At 38.0% G+C, this 20,387-nt stretch carries 23 protein-coding genes; 15 read left to right on the forward strand and 8 right to left on the reverse strand.

The window, feature by feature from the left end:
* The first annotated feature begins 223 nt into the window (after positions 1–223).
* From DC53_RS11125 to DC53_RS11065, 13 genes are all read left to right on the forward strand, one after another.
* Positions 224–1,192, forward strand: coding sequence for a calcium/sodium antiporter (locus tag DC53_RS11125; RefSeq protein ID WP_007378306.1), 969 nt, complete (start codon positions 224–226; stop codon positions 1,190–1,192).
* A 3-nt stretch (positions 1,193–1,195) separates the two neighbouring features.
* Positions 1,196–2,167 carry a KpsF/GutQ family sugar-phosphate isomerase gene (locus DC53_RS11120; protein ID WP_033029545.1) on the forward strand — a complete coding sequence of 324 codons (972 nt, stop codon included), beginning with the start codon at positions 1,196–1,198 and terminating at the stop codon, positions 2,165–2,167.
* On the forward strand, positions 2,168–2,719 hold the full coding sequence (gene kdsC / locus DC53_RS11115; RefSeq protein WP_007378304.1) for a 3-deoxy-manno-octulosonate-8-phosphatase KdsC: 552 nt from the start codon (positions 2,168–2,170) through the stop codon (positions 2,717–2,719).
* Positions 2,716–3,270: an LPS export ABC transporter periplasmic protein LptC gene (gene lptC, locus DC53_RS11110; RefSeq protein WP_007378303.1), complete on the forward strand. Its 555-nt coding sequence runs from the start codon at positions 2,716–2,718 to the stop codon at positions 3,268–3,270. Before kdsC ends, lptC begins: the two co-directional genes overlap by 4 nt.
* Positions 3,260–3,802: a lipopolysaccharide transport periplasmic protein LptA gene (gene lptA, locus DC53_RS11105; RefSeq protein ID WP_007378302.1), complete on the forward strand. Its 543-nt coding sequence runs from the start codon at positions 3,260–3,262 to the stop codon at positions 3,800–3,802. The genes lptC and lptA overlap by 11 nt, the downstream gene beginning before the upstream one ends.
* Complete coding sequence (gene lptB / locus DC53_RS11100; protein ID WP_007378301.1) at positions 3,799–4,524, forward strand: LPS export ABC transporter ATP-binding protein; 726 nt, start codon at positions 3,799–3,801, stop codon at positions 4,522–4,524. Before lptA ends, lptB begins: the two co-directional genes overlap by 4 nt.
* A 69-nt stretch (positions 4,525–4,593) precedes the next feature.
* Positions 4,594–6,093 carry an RNA polymerase factor sigma-54 gene (locus DC53_RS11095; RefSeq protein WP_007378300.1) on the forward strand — a complete coding sequence of 500 codons (1,500 nt, stop codon included), beginning with the start codon at positions 4,594–4,596 and terminating at the stop codon, positions 6,091–6,093.
* 26 nt (positions 6,094–6,119) lie between these two features.
* Positions 6,120–6,407, forward strand: coding sequence for a ribosome hibernation promoting factor (hpf, locus tag DC53_RS11090; protein ID WP_007378299.1), 288 nt, complete (start codon positions 6,120–6,122; stop codon positions 6,405–6,407).
* 4 nt (positions 6,408–6,411) lie between these two features.
* Positions 6,412–6,864, forward strand: coding sequence for a PTS IIA-like nitrogen regulatory protein PtsN (gene ptsN / locus DC53_RS11085; RefSeq protein WP_033015583.1), 453 nt, complete (start codon positions 6,412–6,414; stop codon positions 6,862–6,864).
* Positions 6,865–6,883: 19 nt separating this feature from the next.
* Entirely contained in the window at positions 6,884–7,729 is an 846-nt protein-coding gene (rapZ, locus tag DC53_RS11080) for an RNase adapter RapZ (RefSeq protein WP_007378297.1), read from the forward strand.
* A 43-nt stretch (positions 7,730–7,772) separates the two neighbouring features.
* Entirely contained in the window at positions 7,773–8,045 is a 273-nt protein-coding gene (locus tag DC53_RS11075; protein ID WP_033029547.1) for an HPr family phosphocarrier protein, read from the forward strand.
* Positions 8,046–8,146: 101 nt separating this feature from the next.
* Positions 8,147–9,505, forward strand: a complete 1,359-nt coding sequence (gene mgtE / locus DC53_RS11070; protein WP_007378295.1) for a magnesium transporter — start codon at positions 8,147–8,149, stop codon at positions 9,503–9,505.
* A 56-nt stretch (positions 9,506–9,561) separates the two neighbouring features.
* Positions 9,562–10,113, forward strand: coding sequence for a protein disulfide oxidoreductase (locus tag DC53_RS11065; RefSeq protein WP_007378294.1), 552 nt, complete (start codon positions 9,562–9,564; stop codon positions 10,111–10,113).
* Between the two features lie 183 nt (positions 10,114–10,296).
* Here the strand turns inward: DC53_RS11065 and DC53_RS11060 are convergent, their stop codons facing one another.
* Together DC53_RS11060 and DC53_RS11055 are read right to left on the reverse strand one after the other, a co-directional pair.
* A complete protein-coding gene (locus DC53_RS11060; RefSeq protein WP_033029550.1) occupies positions 10,297–12,474 on the reverse strand; it encodes a YgiQ family radical SAM protein in 2,178 nt (725 codons plus the stop codon).
* Positions 12,475–12,584: 110 nt separating this feature from the next.
* A complete protein-coding gene (locus DC53_RS11055; RefSeq protein WP_033029552.1) occupies positions 12,585–14,777 on the reverse strand; it encodes a GGDEF/EAL domain-containing response regulator in 2,193 nt (730 codons plus the stop codon).
* 265 nt (positions 14,778–15,042) lie between these two features.
* Here DC53_RS11055 and DC53_RS11050 point away from each other — a divergent pair, with 265 nt between their 5' ends.
* Together DC53_RS11050 and DC53_RS11045 are read left to right on the forward strand one after the other, a co-directional pair.
* Positions 15,043–15,582 carry an SRPBCC family protein gene (locus DC53_RS11050; RefSeq protein ID WP_081824556.1) on the forward strand — a complete coding sequence of 180 codons (540 nt, stop codon included), beginning with the start codon at positions 15,043–15,045 and terminating at the stop codon, positions 15,580–15,582.
* Complete coding sequence (locus tag DC53_RS11045) at positions 15,551–16,438, forward strand: TIGR03899 family protein (protein WP_007378289.1); 888 nt, start codon at positions 15,551–15,553, stop codon at positions 16,436–16,438. Before DC53_RS11050 ends, DC53_RS11045 begins: the two co-directional genes overlap by 32 nt.
* Positions 16,439–16,482: 44 nt before the next feature.
* On the opposite strand, the gene DC53_RS11040 is transcribed toward DC53_RS11045, so the two are convergent.
* The 6 genes from DC53_RS11040 to DC53_RS11015 all read right to left on the reverse strand — a co-directional run bounded on the left by DC53_RS11040 (position 16,483) and on the right by DC53_RS11015 (position 20,234).
* On the reverse strand, positions 16,483–17,253 hold the full coding sequence (locus DC53_RS11040) for a TIGR04219 family outer membrane beta-barrel protein (RefSeq protein WP_007378288.1): 771 nt from the start codon (positions 17,251–17,253) through the stop codon (positions 16,483–16,485).
* A 3-nt stretch (positions 17,254–17,256) separates the two neighbouring features.
* Complete coding sequence (locus DC53_RS11035; protein WP_007378287.1) at positions 17,257–18,243, reverse strand: DUF2333 family protein; 987 nt, start codon at positions 18,241–18,243, stop codon at positions 17,257–17,259.
* Positions 18,244–18,251: 8 nt separating this feature from the next.
* Positions 18,252–18,761: a copper chaperone PCu(A)C gene (locus DC53_RS11030; RefSeq protein WP_007378286.1), complete on the reverse strand. Its 510-nt coding sequence runs from the start codon at positions 18,759–18,761 to the stop codon at positions 18,252–18,254.
* A 79-nt stretch (positions 18,762–18,840) separates the two neighbouring features.
* Positions 18,841–19,167 carry a hypothetical protein gene (locus DC53_RS11025; RefSeq protein ID WP_007378285.1) on the reverse strand — a complete coding sequence of 109 codons (327 nt, stop codon included), beginning with the start codon at positions 19,165–19,167 and terminating at the stop codon, positions 18,841–18,843.
* 170 nt (positions 19,168–19,337) lie between these two features.
* Positions 19,338–19,544, reverse strand: coding sequence for a PspC domain-containing protein (locus DC53_RS11020; RefSeq protein WP_033029554.1), 207 nt, complete (start codon positions 19,542–19,544; stop codon positions 19,338–19,340).
* Positions 19,545–19,553: 9 nt separating this feature from the next.
* Positions 19,554–20,234, reverse strand: coding sequence for a PspA/IM30 family protein (locus DC53_RS11015; RefSeq protein ID WP_033029556.1), 681 nt, complete (start codon positions 20,232–20,234; stop codon positions 19,554–19,556).
* Positions 20,235–20,387: the final 153 nt, after the last annotated feature.

Consider the following 20,387-nt stretch of genomic DNA (forward strand, 5'->3'; position numbering starts at 1 on the left):
ATGGAAAAAACAATTCGTAAGATTTTGTAATACACTTGCAAAAAGGAGTATAAGACTCGTTTATAACGGCTTAACTGCAGCTTAAGGTGCTGATATAAGCGCCTTAAAATATTATTCAACAAGTTATTGTAATTAGAGTTGACCTGACTCTTTTATTTATACTTTCACCTTTGCTTTTGTTACTATTCGCGCCATCTGTATTTTGAATAACTGGCTTAATATAATGGTTACCTCGTTTGTTATTTTAATTCTTGGTTTTGCGGCTCTTGTTTGGAGTGCAGACAGGTTTGTTTATGGCGCAGCGGCACTTGCAAAAAACTTTGGCGTACCAACCCTAATTGTAGGCTTAACTGTTGTGGCAATGGGTTCGTCAGCCCCAGAGATGATGGTTTCCGCTTCTGCAGCGCTCGCAAATAAAACAGATACTGCAGTTGGTAACGCTGTCGGTTCAAACATAACAAACATTCTACTTGTGTTAGGTATTACAGCGTTATTTAGACCTCTGTCTGTATCTTCAAGTACATTAAAACGCGAAATGCCACTGGTCTTGCTGATATCATTCGCTACCTGGTATATTTTTTCAGACAATTATTTTTCATTAGCCGAAGGTATCGCCTTACTTATTGGCTTTATCGTGTTTATAGGCGGTTTGATTATTATTTCACTGCGCGCAAAAAACCAAGATGACCCATTTATAACCGAAGCCTGTGACGACGTACCTAACGATGTACCAACTAAAAAAGCGGTATTTTGGTTAGTTATTGGCATGGTTCTACTCCCTGTTAGCTCACATTTTTTAATTGGTTCCGCAGTCGACATAGCTAAATACTTTGGCCTAAGCGATCTAGTCATTGGCTTAACTATTATTGCCATTGGCACGAGCTTACCGGAGCTTGCAGCTTCAATTGCCGGTGTATTAAAAAATGAAGATGATTTAGCTCTAGGCAATATTGTTGGTTCAAACATTTTTAATATATTGGCTGTGTTACCGCTCGCAGGTATTATTAATCCATCCATTATCGATCCGTCAGTAGCGAGTCGAGATATACTCATTATGATTGGTGCAACATTTGCTCTTATCATCATGTCATTGAACTTTAGAGGCACCCAACGCATCAATAGAGTGGAAGGTGGCTTATTGCTTATCGCATTTTTGGGCTACCAAGGGTATATTTTTAGTCAAGTAGGGTAAATAATGACGACGCTGAACTTTATCGAACAGGGTCTTCGTGTTCTCAATATTGAACGCCAAGCACTTAATGACATAGCGCAATATGTAGATGAAAACTTTCATCAAGCATGCCAATTAATGTTTGACTGCGAAGGTCGAATTATTGTTATTGGCATGGGTAAATCAGGCCATATAGGTAATAAAATTGCAGCAACACTTGCAAGTACAGGAAGCCCTGCCTTTTTTGTACACCCAGGCGAAGCTAGCCATGGCGATTTAGGAATGATCACCAAAAACGATGTTGTCATGCTTATTTCAAACTCAGGTGAGACGAGTGAAGTTTTAAATATTATCCCTGTTTTAAAACGCCTTGGCGCAAAAATAATCACCATGACAGGCAATACTAAATCGACCATGGCAACACATGCAAATGTACATGTATGCATTAAAGTAGAAAAAGAAGCATGCTCTTTAGGGTTAGCACCAACGGCGAGCACTACAGCGACTCTTGCTATGGGCGATGCGATGGCAGTGGCTCTGTTAGAAGCTCGTGGTTTTACCGCCGATGATTTTGCGCTTTCTCACCCTGGGGGCAGTTTAGGCAAACGATTATTACTAACCTTAAAAGATGTTATGCACAGCGGCGCAAATACACCTATTATTAGCGTTTCACAAACCGTAAAAGATGCACTTATTGAAATGTCAGCCAAAGGCCTTGGTATGACAGCCATTGTTGATAAAAGTAATCAGCTAGTGGGATTATTTACCGACGGTGATTTACGCCGTATTTTAGAGCAAAGACTAGATATTCATACAACACAAATAGACCTTGTTATGACTAGGTCATGCACAACAGCTACACAAGATATTTTAGCTGCTGAAGCGCTTAATATAATGGAACACAAACGTATAAATGGCTTGATTGTTGTTAATGAGCAAAACCAGCCTATTGGCGCACTAAATATGCAAGACTTATTAAAAGCAGGAGTATTATAAATGCAATTTGAAGAACTCTATCAACCGCTGAGTGCTGATGCAAAAGCACGTGCTAAAAAAGTAAAATTACTTATATGCGATATTGATGGTGTATTTTCTGATGGCCGAATTTATCTTGGCAATCAAGGTGAAGAGCTCAAAGCATTTAATACAAAAGATGGTTTTGGCATTAAAGCGCTTATAAACAGTGGCTTTGAAGTGGCTGTTATTACTGGTCGCCATTCGCAGATAGTGCAACAACGTATGACCAGTTTAACAGTACAACATATTTATCAAGGTCAAGAAAACAAGCTTATTGCTTACGAAGAGCTAAAAAACAAGCTTCACCTAAGTGATGATCAAATTGCCTACATTGGTGATGATGGCCCCGATATGCCGGTAATGGAATTAGTTGGGTTTGCCGTTGCAGTTAACGATGCTCACCCACTAATCAAGCGTTTATCACATTACACGACACAGATGCTGGGTGGTTTTGGCGCAGTGAGAGAACTAACCGACTTACTTATGCTAGAGAACGACAAACCACTTACTAGCAAAGGTACTAGTTCATGAATACAGCGCGCATAATTTTAAGCGTTTTATTCATCAGCTGTATGGTTTGGCTTTGGTACCCTTATTTTGCACAAACAAATATGACAGCTCAGGTTGAAGCTGAAGTTATCGCTAAGCCTGATTATATTGCTATTGAGCTAAAACAAACGGCCTATGATGAAAATGGTAAAATTAATCATAAAGTTACAGCTGCTAAAATGGAATTATATCAACAGTTAGGCTTTACCTTTTTTGAAAAGCCCATTTTCACCTTATATAACGAAAAACAAACATGGCGAATAAATGCAGACGAAGCAACGTTATATGAAGGAAAACAATTAATTTTAGAAGGTAACGTGGTTGCCAAGAATCTTACTGATAATGCAATGATAGACAAGATTAATGCGGATAATATTCAAGTAGATATAAAACTACTCACGATGCGTTCAGAGCAACCCGTTATTGTTACGGGACCCAATTTAAAGATCACCGGTAAAGGCCTTGAAGCCGATTTAAAAACTGAAGTGATAAAACTTATTAACCATACGCGAACTATATATTATGACCAATAAAATTTCAAAAATACTTATTATTCCGACACTTATACTAGCTTTCAACCTTAGCGCTGCTGAACAAGCGATTCAACCTGCAGCGAATCAAATATCAATAAGTGCCGACAAACAAGAAGGCCAATTAAAAGAAAACGTCGGAATTTTTGAAAAAAATGTTGAGATTATTCACGGCAACCGCCGTATTACAGCCGACCGTTTAGAAGTACATAAACGTGATGAATTAGGCGATAATAAACAGCTACTAATTGCAACTGGTAGCCCTGCATATTTCGAAGAAAAACAAACTGATGGCACTATAATGAGCGCCAGCGCAAACGAAGTTCGTTATGATGTAGCTAAACGATTTTTAACCCTTATTGGCGATGCACAAGTATCGCAAGCGGGTCAAAAAATAAATGCCAAGAGTATTACTTACGATATGCAACAGCAATTAATTAGCGCTGAAAAAGACGAAAACTCAACCGATCGTGTGCATACTATTTTAGTACCTATTGAGACTAAAAAAGAAAAAAACGATAAAGGTCAGCCATGAGTACATTAAAAGCAGAACTATTAGCTAAAAGTTATAAAGGCCGTGAAGTTGTAAAAAATGTAGGTCTGGAAGTAAAGGCTGGCAGCATAGTCGGGTTACTTGGCCCTAATGGTGCAGGTAAAACCACAACGTTTTATATGATTGTAGGCCTTGTACCTAGTGATAAAGGCAAGATTTCTATCGACGATAACGATATTACTCTTTTACCTATGCATAGTCGTGCTAGATTAGGCATTGGTTACTTACCCCAAGAATCATCAATTTTTAGAAAGCTTACTGTTTATCAAAATTTAATGGCTATTTTAGAAACACGTAAAGAGCTAAATAAGCAAGCAAGAGAAGACACACTTAACAATTTATTAGATGAATTTAGTATTCAGCACATTCGTGATAGCCAAGGTATGGCATTATCAGGAGGCGAGCGTCGCCGAGTTGAAATAGCGCGAGCACTAGCCGCTGATCCTAAATTTATATTGCTTGATGAGCCTTTTGCTGGTGTTGACCCTATTTCAGTGTTAGATATAAAGAAAATAATAGAACATCTTAAAAATCGTGGTATTGGTGTGTTAATTACCGACCATAATGTAAGAGAAACTCTTGATGTTTGCGAAAAAGCCTACATAGTTTCTCATGGTGAGTTAATTGCTTCTGGTACACCAGAGCACGTATTAAACGATAAAACAGTACGTGATGTTTATTTAGGCGAACAATTTAGGCTGTAACATTTACGCCATGTCTTTAAGCATCTGCTAGTATTAATTATAACAACATAAAAGGATTGTTAGAGATACATGAGGCAATCATTACAGCTGCGCATGGGCCAGCAACTTACAATGACTCCACAGCTGCAACAAGCAATTCGCCTGCTGCAACTCAGTACATTGGATCTCCAGCAAGAAATACAAGAAGCACTCGACAGCAACCCCCTATTAGAGGTTGAAGAGCAAGATTACGCCGAAGATTCTGCTGGTAAAAACGAGCAAAAAGCAGATAACGACGATGTAACTGTTAGCGCAAATGCTGATGATGTTCCGAGCGAATATGAGCAAGACAGTGGTGAAGCACTTGCTAAAGATACGCTAAGTGATGAAATGGCTATGGATGTTAGTTGGGATGAATATATGAGCGCAGCCCCAGCGTCATCATCAGGACCAATGCCTGAAGATGAATCTATATACCAAGGCTCCTCAACTGAAACGCTCCATGAATACCTAATGTGGCAACTACAACTGACTCCCTTTAGTCCTACCGATGAAGCGATTGCGATTGCGATTGTTGAAGCCGTCGATGATTCGGGTATTTTAACGCTGAGCTGCGAAGAAATTTTAGAAAGTTTTAATCAAGAGAACGAAGAAGACAACGAAGTTGAACTTGACGAAATAGAAGCTGTTTTAAAACGAATTCAATTGTTTGACCCTGTTGGTATTGCAGCACGTAGTTTACAAGAATGCTTATGTATTCAGCTGAACCAATACGATAAAGAAACACCCTATATTAATGAAACAAAAATGATTTTAACCGAGCACATTGATCTATTAGCTGCTCGCGACTATCGTACATTAATGAAAAAAACAAAGCTCAAAGAAGAAGAGCTTAAAGAAATAATGACTTTAATACATACTCTTAGCCCAAAACCGGCGGATACTATAGTTAGAGAAGAATCTGAGTATGTAATTCCTGATGTATCGGTGAAAAAAATAAAAGGTCGCTGGGTTGTTGAACTAAACCCAGATAGCATGCCTAAAATCAGAGTCAACAGCCAATATGCAGCAATGTCACGCACCGTTAAATCAAGTGGTGATAGCCAGTTTATTCGCTCGCATCTACAAGAAGCTAAATGGTTTATTAAAAGTTTAGAAAGTAGAAACGATACACTATTAAAAGTAACTAATTGTATTGTTAAGCAACAACAAGGTTTTTTTGAGCATGGCCCCGAAGCCATGAAACCAATGGTTTTAAATGATGTAGCAGAGATGGTCGAAATGCACGAATCAACTATTTCACGCGTAACAACTCAAAAATATATGCATACACCTCGCGGTATTTTTGAGCTTAAATATTTTTTCTCAAGCCATGTAAGTACTGAAAATGGAGGCGAATGCTCATCAACAGCAATACGCGCTCTCATTAAAAAATTAATCGCAGCAGAAAACTCAGCAAAACCATTGAGTGATAGTAAAATTGCAGATATATTAGCTGAGCAAGGAATAAAAGTAGCGAGACGTACAATCGCAAAGTATCGCGAATCTCTAGCTATTCCACCGTCAAATCAGCGAAAAAGTTTGATTTAAGACGCTAAACAAAGAGGGTAATGCTTATGCAACTAAACTTAACTGGTCGTCACGTAGAAGTAACTGATTCATTAAGAGATTATGTAAATACCAAATTTGCGAAGCTAGAAAGACACTCAGATCATATTAATAATGTTCATGTCATTCTTGATATAGAAAAATTAAACCAAAAAGCTGAGGCAACGATTCATGTAAGTGGAGCTGAGTTATTTGCCTCTACTGAACATCAAGATATGTACGCCGCCATTGACTCGCTGATTGACAAGCTCGATCGCCAAGTTATTAAACACAAAGAGAAGCTTGCTCGACACTAATATTATGAAATTAAGTTCACTTATATGCCAGGACTGCAGCAGAGCTGCGGTCCTTTTTAATAGTAAAAAAAGAATTTTAGAGTTCATCAGTCAACTTGCTCATGACAAGCTCCCATATCTTTCTCAACAAGATATTCTCAGCGCCTTAATGAATAGAGAAAAACTGGGAAGCACTGGTATAGGAAGAGGTATTGCAATCCCTCATGGGCGAATGAGCGGTGCAGAAGAGCCTTTAGCACTCGTATTAGTAAGCGAAACACCTATTAATTTTGATGCAATAGATAATCGCCCTGTTGATATATTTGTTGCTCTCATCGTACCTGATGGCGATAACCAGCAGCACTTAAAGACGCTCGCAACGATAGCTGATAAACTAAATAATAAAGATTTTTGTAAACAGTTACGCAGCGCAAAATCAGATACTGAACTGTATCAAGTTATTGTAGAACAATCGTAATTAACATAATGGGTGATAAATGGAATTAATTATCATAAGTGGCCGTTCCGGTTCTGGAAAATCGGTTGCTTTACGCGTAGTTGAAGATTTAGGTTATTATTGCGTAGATAATATTCCAATTAATCTGCTACCTTCTTTAGTGAGAAGTGTATCTGATAACTACGACAAAATTGCAGTTAGTATTGATGTCCGTAATTTACCAAAAGAGCAAGATGAATTTAACGATATCCTTGAATACTTACCTGGCTTTGCTAAACCGACTCTGTTTTATCTAGACAGTGAGGATCAAACATTAATTAAACGTTTTTCTGAGACTCGCCGTCTACACCCGTTATCAGTTGACTCATTACCTCTTGATTTAGCTATAAAAAAAGAAAAAGAACTACTCGATGTTCTCACTACTCGCGCTGACTATATGATCGACACGAGTGATTTAAGTGTTCATCAACTTGCTGAATCAATTCGTGAAAAAATTCTGGGTAAAAAAGATAAACAACTCATTGTTACTTTTGAGTCATTTGGCTTTAAACACGGCATTCCTAAAGAAGCTGATTATGTCTTTGATGCACGCTTTTTACCTAATCCACATTGGGAGCCAGAATTAAAACCTTTAAATGGCTTAGACCAACCCGTAAAGGATTACTTAGCCAGCCACAGCATTGTCCAAAAGTTCACTTGGCAAATTCAAACTTTTGTACAAACATGGTTGCCACATTTAGAGCGAAATAACCGTAGCTACTTAACTATTGCTATAGGTTGTACTGGTGGGCAACATCGCTCAGTATATTTAGCACAAACGATTGGTGAAAGTTTTTCGATGACACATCCAAATGTAAAAATCCGCCATAGAGAACAAGAAAAATAACTCATTCAAAATAATCATCTGTTCAGCTTAGGTAGAGTAACTTATGCGTTTAGAAGACACTTTTTTAATAAAAAATAAATTAGGACTTCATGCAAGAGCCGCTACAGTATTAGCGCAACTTGCTATTAAATTTGATGCCTCAATCATGATATATCAAGATGATAAAGAAGCGCCTGGGGACAGTGTATTGGCTTTAATGCTACTGGAAAGCAGTCAAGGAAAAGAGGTGAAAGTAGTGTGTGAGGGCCCTGATGCCGAACAAGCTTTACATGCCGTTGGTCAATTGATAGCACAACGCTTTAATGAAGAAGAATAGCACTTAGCTAAAAACCGAAACTAAGATAAACTAAATGTGGTTAATTACCCCATTAATAAACCTCCCTATCCATAGTTATATAAAAATCAATAAGGACGCCAATGCCTGAAGCTTTTGAACAAGACTATCCACTACAACAATTAAAACAAGTGACAAAGTCGCTTAACAGTGGTCAATTTGTTCAAGTTAGGCGGATGTTAGCAAAAACAGCTCCTTGTGATACCGCATTATTATTAGAGTCATCGCCGCATAAAATTCGCCGACTACTTTGGCAATTGGTTGACCCTGATGTACAAGGTGATGTTCTTGAAGAGCTTTCCGAAGATGTTCGTTTAGGCATTATTGCCCAAATGGAACCTGAGCACATTGCAGCCGCAACTGAAGACATGGGCCACGATGACTTAGGTGAAGTACTCCGTAGTTTACCAGACACCGTTTATAAAGACGTTGTCAGCGCGATGGATATTCAAGACCGTGAGCGTGCAACGCAAGCACTTTCATATCAAGAGCGTTCAGCTGGCGCGCTAATGAACACCGATACGGTAACCATTCGCCCTGATGTAACGCTCGATGTTGTACTTAGATATATTAGGCTACGTGGGGAGCTACCAGAAGGTACAGATGATCTATATGTTGTTGATAAACACAACTGTTTTATAGGCGCTCTATCACTGAGTACGTTATTAACGAACCCACCTGAAAAAATTGTTCGCGATTTAATGGATGAAGATTGTGAATCAATCCCAATTTCAATGGATGAAAGTGAAGTCGCGCAACTATTTGAGCGCCATAATTGGATATCAGCACCTGTTGTGGATGATAACGATCAATTACTTGGTCGTGTCACTATCGATGATATTGTTGACGTAATTCGAGAAGATGCAGAGCATAGTTTACTAGGCTTAGCCGGTCTAGATGATGAAGAAGATACCTTTGCGCCAGTACTCAAAAGCTCTAAAAAGCGCTCAGTTTGGTTAGGTGTCAATTTACTAACCGCACTTGCAGCGGCCTTTGTTGCTAGCTTTTTTGAAGGAACACTAGATGTTTTACCTATTTTGGCGGTACTAAACGGTATTGTCCCTTCTATGGGTGGCGTTGCAGGAAGTCAATCGTTAACGCTTGTTATACGCGGTATTGCGGTAGGCCATATAAACCAAACAAACCAACGCTTTTTAATGATGAAAGAACTTGCCATTGGTGCATTAAACGGTATTTTGTGGTCATTATTAATTGCAGGTGTTATTGCCCTATGGCAATGGGACTTTATGCTTGGTGGTGTACTTGCCTTCGCTATGTTTATGAACTTAGTCGTGGCTGGTGTGGCTGGCGCAAGTATTCCAATAATACTTAAAAGAATGAATATAGACCCCGCACTTGCAGGGAGTGTGGTGCTAACCACTGTGACAGATATTGTTGGTATATTCGCCTTTTTAGGAACTGCTACCTGGTTGCTGGTATAAATTAGAATTTTTTGCAAATAACTAAAGTAAAAAATACTTAGGGTAAAGCAGCAATTATGACAACGAATATCAAGAATAAAAAAGTGACACCCAAAAAAACGCTAAAACAAAAAAGCGTATCCATATTAAAAAGTGTATTGGTATATGGCTCTATATTTTTCGTCATTTATACCGCCGTCAATTGGTGGCGGCAACCTGTCATGCCAGCAAATCCTCAATTACAATTAACAGATTATAAAGGGCAAAACATTGATCTAGCAGCAATGAGCCAAGATAAACCAACCCTTGTGTATTTTTGGGGAACTTGGTGCTCTATTTGTAGTATTACCTCCCCTGCCATAAACGAACTCGCAAACGAGAATAATTATCCTGTCGTGAGCATCGCAATAAAATCAGGTTCTGATCAAGAACTACATAACTATCTAAATGATCATGGCTACAGTTTTACGACCGTCAACGATCAACACAGTGAAATATTTACCGATTGGCAAGGGCAAGTCACGCCATCTTATATAATCTTAAAAGATAATAAAATGACGCAAGGGCTAACAGGTATTCAGCCGTTATGGTCACTTAAATTACGTTTGTGGTTATCATCAACGTTATAAGGAAGAACTGACTGCAAATATATAGGCACTAAATACGCGCAGCTCAAAGAGGGGGCTCTAAAAGCTCACTCTTTATCATCTACAATAATATTGATAATAAAGAGCAAGGTTAACTCAACTTACGTATTACGAAGGCTGAAAAGCGCGTATCGCAATTAAACTAATAACTGGCAGATTGAATTACTAACGTGTACTTTGACGATTACCACCTACTTTTGGTTTAGTGTTTGCCTTTTTAAATTGGCTAAAACCGGTATGTCGCGTTAATGCTGGTCGCCCGCCTTTTTTACCGCCTTTACCTATTTTTTCATCACGCCCTTCTTCTGGCACTAAACAGTTAGACCCTTTACCAATTAAATTAGCTTTACCCATTTTACGTAGTGCTTCACGTATCATCGGCCAACCTGCTGCATCATGGTAGCGTAAAATAGCTTTATGCAATCTACGCTGGCGAGCGCCTTTAGGTACTGGAACAACTTCTGAGTTGTTTTTTATATTACGTAAAGAGTTCATCTCTGTATGGTAAATAGTCGTCGCATTAGCCATAGGTGATGGGTAAAAATTTTGTACCTGATCAAGCTTAAAGTCGTTTGATTTAAGCCATAAAGCCATGTTTACCATGTCTTCATCTTTTGTACCTGGGTGAGCAGATATAAAGTAAGGAATTAAATACTGCTTTTTACCGGCTTCTTTAGAGTACTTATCAAATAGTTCTTTAAATTGATCGTACGCACCCATACCTGGTTTCATCATTTTTGATAATGGACCATCCTCAGTATGCTCTGGCGCTATTTTTAAGTAGCCACCCACATGATGCGTTACTAACTCTTTAACGTAACGAGGGTCGCGTACAGCTAAATCGTAACGTACACCTGAAGCAATCAATACCTTTTTAATACCCTTAACTTCACGTGCTTTTTTATACAAATCTATTGTTGGCGTATGATCTGTATCCATGTGTTTACAAATATCAGGATATACACATGATAAGCGTCTACAGGTACTCTCTGCCTTTTTGCTCGTACAGCGCAGCTTATACATATTCGCCGTTGGACCACCTAAATCAGAAATAACACCAGTAAAGCCGGGAACTTTATCTCTAATTTGTTCAATTTCTTCAATAATAGATTCTTGCGAACGACTTTGAATAATGCGCCCTTCATGCTCTGTAATTGAGCAAAACGAACAACCACCAAAACAGCCACGCATAATATTAACTGATGTTTTAATCATATCGTAAGCAGGTATTTTAGCATCACCATAACTTGGGTGAGGAATACGCTGATACGGCAAACCAAATACAGCATCCATTTCATGTGTTTCTAACGGGTATGCTGGCGGGTTTACCCAAATAGAACGATCGCCGTGTCGCTGAAACAGCGCTCTTGCACAACCAGGATTTGTTTCTTGATGCAAAATGCGCGAGGCGTGGGCGTACAAAGGTTTGTTAACACTTACTTGCTCATAAGCAGGTAACTTAACGTAGGTTTTTTCCCACGGTTTAGGTCGCGCAGGCTGAACCATAATTGGTTTTGCAGCTTCAGCTTTTAAATCAATACCGGCTTGTTTAAATTCAGATTTACTACAGCCAACATCATCCGCGCCATATGGGTTTGGAATAGGGTCGATTTTACCAATTTTATCAATAGCGGTAGAATCACTGCCACGCCAACCAGGTAGGGGCTCTTTTCGAATAACAGCCGTGCCGCGAATATCCTGAATCGTATCCATCATTTCGCCCGCCGCAATACGGTGTGCAACTTCAACTAACGGGCGCTCTGCGTTGCCATAAATTAAAATATCCGCTTTTGCATCAAACAAAATACTACGACGTACTTTTTCTTGCCAATAATCATAATGAGCAATACGACGAAGGCTAGCTTCAATACCACCAATAACAATTGGGATACCTTTGTATGCTTCACGGCATTTTTGCGAGTAAATCATTACGGCACGATCGGGGCGTTTACCGCCGACGTTATCAGGTGTGTAAGCATCATCATGACGCATACGCTTTTCGGCAGTATAGCGGTTGATCATTGAATCCATGTTCCCAGCTGTTACACCAAAAAATAAATTCGGTCTGCCTAGCTCCATAAATGCATCTTTAGAGTCCCATGCTGGCTGGGCAATAATGCCCACTCTAAAGCCTTGCGCTTCAAGTACACGGCCAATTACCGCCATACCAAAACTAGGATGATCAACGTACGCGTCGCCACTGATAATAATTATGTCGCAGCTATCCCAGCCAAGTGCATCCATTTCTTCACGTGTAGTAGGTAAAAATGGCGCGGTGCCATAACATTCAGCCCAATATTTAGGGTATGAAAATAAGGCGCGCTTAGCTTTGAGTGTGCTCATAAATTTAGCCGTAGAATAACAAAAGGCGCGAATTATACCTTATAGCATTGTTTATATATACAACATTACAATGTGTGATGTGGCTTTAGCTGTAAAATCATAATTTAACTTTAATTATTTTGCTTATTAATAAACTCAATTAATTCGTGCTCAGGCATCGGCTTGGCATACATAAACCCTTGCACCTCATCGCACCCTAAATCTTTCAAAAATTTAGCTTGTTCCTGCGTTTCTACTCCTTCTGCAATCGTTTTTAAACCCAACTTAGCACCAAGTGATATAACCAAAGCAGCTATTGCACCTGTGTCATCATTTGGTAAACCTTTAATAAACGCCCTATCTATTTTTAATCTATCAATTGGTAAACTCTGGATATAACTTAAAGATGAAAAGCCTGTACCAAAATCATCAATAGCCACCTCAACACCTAATTTTTTGAGTTCTTGGAGTGTATTAATGACAGTTTCTAACTCATCCATAACCACACTTTCAGTTACTTCCAACTCTATATTTTTTGGCTGCACACCATATTTTAATAATGTATTTTTAACGGTTTGTGCATACCCTTTTACTTTAAATTGTGGAACAGATACATTTACTGCAATGCAAATATCTGCGCCGGCACTTTCCAATCGTTTTTGTTGCTGGCATGCTTGCTCTAATACCCATTGTCCTATATCAACTATTAGCCCTGCATCTTCAGCTAAGGGAATAAATACAGCAGGTGAAATATAAGTGCCATTTTCTAAAGGCCAGCGCAAAAGCGCCTCACAGCCAATTAATGATAGATCATTAAACGCCAATTGAGGCTGATACCACACCTCTAGTTTATTTCTAGCAAAATCATGCCTTAGTTGCCTAATAATACCGAGTCGCCATGCAATGGCGTCCTCCATATCAACGCAGTAATAAACACCTTCTTTATGTTTATTCTTTTTAGCTTGATTAAGCGCAATATAAGCTACTTTGAGGGTTTCAATACCTGTACTTTGAAAATCTTGCTGTTGACATAAACCAATTTTAAACCCCACCGGTAATATATGCTCTGCAGCACAAAATGAAATACTAAGTTTTTCGTTAAAGTCTGTAATATTAAATTCATTTTTAAGGATAACAAAACCAAATACATCAGCCCCAATACGTGATAGTAATTTAGCTGTTGGATAAATTTCCTTTAAACGCTCAACAATAGCAATTAATAACTTATTACCAACCTCTTGCCCTAAACCATTATTAACATCCGAAAAATTCATTACATCAAGTAAAACAAGAAGGTAGTCATTTTTTTGTGGCTTTTGATAGCGCTCTATTCGCTCAATAAAATTAGTTCGATTGGAAATACCTGTCAGTACGTCTCTGTAAGCCGCATCTCTCAACTTAACAAATAGCCTAACGTTATCTAAAGCAATGCTTACATTTGCAAAAAATATTTCTGCAAATTGCAATTGAGTACGCGTTATCACTTCGTCGCATTCAATATAAATGGCTGCTTTTCTGTGCTTACTTCTTAAAACAAATGTAGCGCTAGTATCTGTATATTGATGTTTTTTTTGACTAAAAGACGCTTCTACTTCATTGTATATCCGACTATCAACCTCAGCTAAATTTTCTCCAAAGTATGTTTCATAGCGCGTGCAACCACCCAAGACTTGAATGTAATTATTACCATCTAGTTTGCTGCAAATTAAGCCTTTATCCGGACACTGTAAAATAACACTTAAGTGCTTTATAATTCTTCTGCACAGTACTTTTATGTCGGTCTGTCCTAAAATAGACTTCGAAGCCGATAAAATAGAGTCCATTGCTTTATGCTGGTACTCTAATTGGCCAATTTGTTCATATGAGCGAATTGCGGTAATTAAAGAGGTGACGAGCTTAGAACGTGTTAATTCCGTTTTTGTTTTATAATCATTGATGTCATATTCACGAGTTACTTTTTCTTCAGGTATACTACCGGCTTGCCCCGTACGTAAAATAATCCTAACATGTTGGTTATTAAGCTCCTCACGGACCCGCCTTACAACCTGTAAACCTGCATCATCAGTTTCCATTATCACATCTAAAAAAATGACTGAGATTGAGTTTTTTTGAGATAATATAGCAATAGCTTCAGCACCAGAATAAGCATCATGAAATCGAAATCCAGCTCCTTTGTATTCCAACCCAGAGAGAGCTAATTTAGTTACAGAATGAATAGCAGGATCGTCATCGACGATTAAAATATCCCAACAATCAGAAGGCTCTGAGATGACTTCATCATGGTCTTCTTTTAAAAATAAAAAACCGCTCGATTCTGATGACATTCATGCTCCTATTAATAACAAGCAAAAAAACAACCAACTTAAAAACAATAACTTAGTAAAAACAACAGCTCAACATTCTCGTTAACACCTTAGTTAGGATTAGATTGTTTGAACTTCTAAGTTTACAGCTTTAGATTTAGATTTTGGTTTACAACTCTACTCATACTATAGTCTACTAATGGAAAGTTGTTATATTTTAAGTAAATAATTCAGTTAAGGCCTAATTATTAAATTATTAAAAACACTGTTAAAATGTCTCTTAATTTTGTTACTCACTATTATTATTATTGGCTTAATGCTTCCTCAAAACTATAGCGTCAATAAGACTATCGAAGTGAATGCAAGTATTCGTACTATCAAATCATTAACAACCGATTTTGATGAATGGCATAAATGGTCTCCTTGGCAACAAGTCGATCCATCCATTAAATTTGCAGTTAGTGAACCAAGTGCTGGTATTGGAGCTCATCAATCATGGATCAGTAAATGGGGGCATGGTGAGATGACAATTACTGCATTAAATGATCGTAAGATGGTATTTAATACCTTATTAAATAATGAACATATCGTACAAGGCACATTGACGTTTACAACTAATAGTAACAACAGTGTAAATGTAGAGTGCCATATTGAAGGGCAAGCAACGACAATACTTGTTTCTGGTTACATGGCTATATTTAGCGAATATGTGCTCAATAATACAATTGCATTAGGGCTAAATAATTTAAAAACAGTTGCTCAACTAAGTGATATACAAAATGTAATGGAAAGTCATGACAGTCAAAACAGCACAAGCAAGAATTAATCTCGCAAACATCATAGAATCATTACTTGGTTACTCTATAACCAAGGTAGGAAGTAATGGTGCACTCTCAAACGATGAAAAAAACTATAACCCACAGGGGAAAATAAAACCGCTGTACCATATTAGTAGCGATAATTCAGTTTTAGCTCGCGCTCAAAAGCGACAAGATTTACTACTTATTAAGCAACAGCAAAATATTGAAACAATCTTAGCGATGGCAATGGCGTTTTGTCCCGATGTAGCAAGTAGCAAACAACCTGATGCGGATTGGGTAGAGCACTTTATTGGGCTCTGTGAAGACACCTCAAACGAATCAATGCAAACATTATGGGCAAAAATACTTACAGGCGAAACTCTCAATCCTGGAACATTTTCAATTAAGAGCCTGCAAACACTTAAGCACATGACTCAGCGCGAAGCCGATGCATTACAAAAATGTGTATCACTAAGTAGCTATAACGAAAAAGACGACAGTCACTTTATTTTACTCGGATTTTATAAAAAACCATCGATTTTTGATTTACTACGCAAAGGCAATAAAGTATCTCTAAATTTAGGAAAAACAGGTATCAGCTTTCCTGACATTTTAACTTTAATGGATCTTAACTTATTGTATCGAAAAGAAATTGAATCAGCCGTGTTAAAATCAGGGCAAGAACTTACGCTTTCATTTTTTTCTCAAAAAGTAACGTTAAAAGCAAAAAGCAATGATTTAGTACTGAGTTATTACAAATTCACTCAAACGGGTGATGAGCTATCTAAACTAATAAACGTTCCAGTAAATAAAGTGTATAAACAATTAATAAATAGTGCATTAGAAGTAGAATTTGATTTAGCGTGGCATGCTACTAAGTAGTAAACCACGCTATAAAATCACTCAACTAGTTATCAAGTGAGTAATTAAAAGTGAATCTGAATACCTGCAAATGGGCCAGATGCATCGATATCTGTAGTAATATTATCTACATCATCAAGTTCTAATACCATGGAGCGATATCCAGCTTTAACTGCAACATCAATCGCTAGGTTATCAATAAATTCCCACGCAATACCCACTTGGTAATCTTGTACTTTACTATCGTCTATAGCCAAAAAGCTACCTTCAAAAAACACACTTAAACCAGTAAATGGCAGGCCGGCTTCTGCACGACCATAAGCAAGTGGTACAAAACCTGAAAAATCAACGGTTTCAGTAAAGTTAGTGTTGCCACTTTGAGTAGTACCCGTTACAGCAACCTCACCATCAAACTGTTTCGCATTCAAACCTAAATCAATAGAGATTAAATCGTTATCAAAAATTTCGTAATACAGAATATAATCAATGTGTGTTAGATCGCTAATTGAATTAACTGTCGTACCAACCACATAGTCTGAACCATTAAAGCTAAATGTATCAGTTAAAACTGCAGAACCGTTTAGTTCAAGTTCGGTATACTTTAATTTAATATTAGGTACTAACGGTACTGGGTGCTCAAGGGCTGCGTAATAACTTATAAATGTTTCATCTTCAAAATTGAAATCTTGAGATGCATTATTTTTATAAGAAAACTGACCATCATTATCTGATTTCCAGCCATCAACCCCTACATATAAACCTAATAAAGTGTCAGCGTGTGCTGCAGGTGCTAAACATGCCATTGAAAGGGCTGCTGCTAAACAATACTTTTTCATTTTTTATCCTTGAGCTAGTAGTTCGCTAAGTTCGATTAAAGCCGCATTGGCTCTAGAAATATAATTTGCCATAACTAAGGAATGATTAGCCACATAGCCAAAACCATTCCCATTTAAAATTATTGGGCTCCACACCGTTTCTTGGGTTGCCTCAAGTTCACGTATTATTTGTTGCACACTAACACGGGCATTTTTCTTCTCAAGTACATCTGCAAAGTCATACTCTACCGCTTGTAAAAAGTGTAACAACGCCCAAGTTGCGCCACGAGATTCATAAAAAACATCATCAATTTTTAGCCAAGGTGTTCTGACTTGCTGTTGTAATGGTGCAAGAGTCGCTTGTTTATTTGACGAATTTCCAGCTAAATCAGTATTCACTTTTTCTTGGCCGACACTGGCACTTAAACGTTGGCTTAAGCTACCTAAGCGCTTTTCCGCTTCTTTTAACCAACTACGTAGATTATCAGCTCGCGCATAAAATTGGCTATCACGTTCGTGCTGATTCGCTATTTGTGTACGATAAACGACTAGATAATCAATTCCTTTTTGATACTCTCCCTCCGCGCTTGGCCATGCCCACGCTTCAGAGCTTATATTAAACTGTGGCTGTGCTTTTTTAAGTGCTTCATGCTCTGTTGATTGCGATTGCGAACGGCTAAAATCTTTTCGCATAGAAAGCGCTAAATCACGCGTCATTTCTAACGCACCATATTCCCACGCAGGCATGTCATCCATAATAATACTTGGCGGTATAACATCATTCGATAAATAACCACCCGGTTTATTTAGTATCGTACTCGCTACCTCAATAAGCGTTGCCGTTGTTGTATAACCTGTAACTATTTTTTCATTACGTAACTGCGCTTGCTCTTTTGCATTAGCGACAACATCAAAACGTGCCGGTTCAGTACTCCAATAAACAGCAATTGCGTAAAATATGATAAGCAGTAAAACAATTGTTCCTGCTATTTTCCCTTTATGTTGCGACATGTGTACTCCTAATGATGAGCGTGTTGAGTAGATGGTTTTGACTGCTTAGCTTGCGTTTCAAGCGACACCACTTGAGCATTAGTAAACAAGCGGTTACCGTCACTAAAATATAGCGTGAGTTTACGTTCTTGCCCTACTTTTAATGGCTCTAATGGTTCAAATGCCATTAAATGATAACCGCCTGGTTGGAAGCTAACACTTTCATGCGCTTTAATTACAACCGATTCAACTTGTTGCATTTTCATCATGCCGTCTACATGTGAATGCTCGTGTATTTCCACACGCCCTAAGCCATCAATTGTTGCCTTAGTTAAAGTGGCGTTTGTTCCACTGTGATTAATAAGCGTTAAATAGCCTACAGTTGCAGTACTGGCAGGTAAAAACTCCCTTACTTGCGCGTTAGTTACTTCGAGTACAGCCACATCAGAACCATGCTCATGCCCTGAATGCGCCGCCAATGATGACGTAAATAAACCTAACATTAACGCTGAAGCCATCGAAAAAAACTGCTTTGTCATCATTTCATCCCTAGTGAAAACATTAAATTACAGGCTAAATTTAACATAGTTAACCCATAATAGTCAGTCAAATTAAGGATTAAGAGGCTACTTTTTTGTTATCAGCAACAAGCCAACACAACACTGCAACAAATAGTAACGGCCATGCAATCATTATTGATCCGAATAAAAACGCTAAAACAGTCCCAGCTAATGCTACAACACCCGCTCCAACTAATCCCATAGTAATTAAGGCCACTACCGCAACCACAGCAACAATTGCGGCCAAAGCACCTACAAGCTCGAGCCCTGCCCAGCTAATATCAGCAATCCATAATGGTAACTGCCAAGAATCAACATGCACAAACGCTATTAAATCAGTAAACAGTAATAAATAGATAAATACACATACTGCCAAAGCTTTCATAGTAATTCTCCTTATACCAACCGGCTTATATATGGGTCTATTTAACGATAAGAAAATTGCGCTATAACTAGGCAAAAGTTTTTATATCTAGTTGTTCTAAATAAAAAATTCAACAACGCTATAGAGTGATTTAATTCGTTAAATTGTTCAAATATTTATGCCTCTTAGTATTAATACTCTTTATTTTCAAGGCAGCAATGCGCTATAAAATAACCAAGTGTAATTGCAAACGGAAAACTCAAAAATAATAAAATAGTAACTAGGCGGGTTGCCCATACTGGAAAGTCCAATCTATGTGCTAAACCACTACAAACACCCGATATTTTTTTATTCAAAGTATCTTTATACCAACCTCGTTGACGATTAAAGCTGTTCATAGCAATCTCCTAAGCAGTGTGTTTTAAATTAGTATTTAAGTTCGCTTTTAAGCGAGCCAGTTCAGCATCAATTTTTTCATTTTTAACTAACGACTCAATTTGGGCACTGGTAGAGCTTGCTGTATCAGTCAGCTCATAAGCCTCTACTTGAGCTTCAATGCCTTCAACACGCTGCTCTATTTGTTCAAAACGAGACAACGTATGGGCAACTTTATCACTTTGTAATTGCGTATTAATTCGCTCTCTAGCAATAACAACATGATGACGTTGCATTAACTGAGCTTGCTTTGTTTTAGCCATAGCCATTTTTTGCTGCAAGCGTTCACAATCAACCTTAATTTTTGCAATAGACTCTTGCAATGTTTCTAGTTGATTTTGCTTATTTTCAATGCTTTCGTTAACGCGTTGCTTCTCAAGTAAGGCTGATTTAGCAAGGTCATCACTGCCCTTCTCAACCGCACGTTCTGCTTTAATTTGCCAAGCTGCTAATTCTGTTTTTTTAGTATCAATTTGGCGATTAATTACTTTCTCTTCACACAATAAAGCGGCTGCTGTACTACGACACTCATTCAATGCATCTTGCATCTCGGTAAGCATTAGGTTTAAAAGTTTTTCAGGGTCTTCAGCTTTATCAAGCATGGCGACAATGTTTGATTGAATTACATCATTTACGCGGTTAAATATTCCCATGGTATTCTCCTGTTGATTTTTAATTAATTTCAACAAGAAGATTCCAAGAGTTGTGCCAAGTTCATAAAAACAATGAAAAACAGCCTAATATCAACAATATAATTAATAAACAATTAAATTTTTAGTGACTTTAAGCTGAATAGCATAGAGTGT

The sequence above is a fragment of the Pseudoalteromonas fuliginea genome, assembly GCF_000690055.1.
Classification (GTDB): Bacteria; Pseudomonadota; Gammaproteobacteria; order Enterobacterales; family Alteromonadaceae; genus Pseudoalteromonas; species Pseudoalteromonas fuliginea.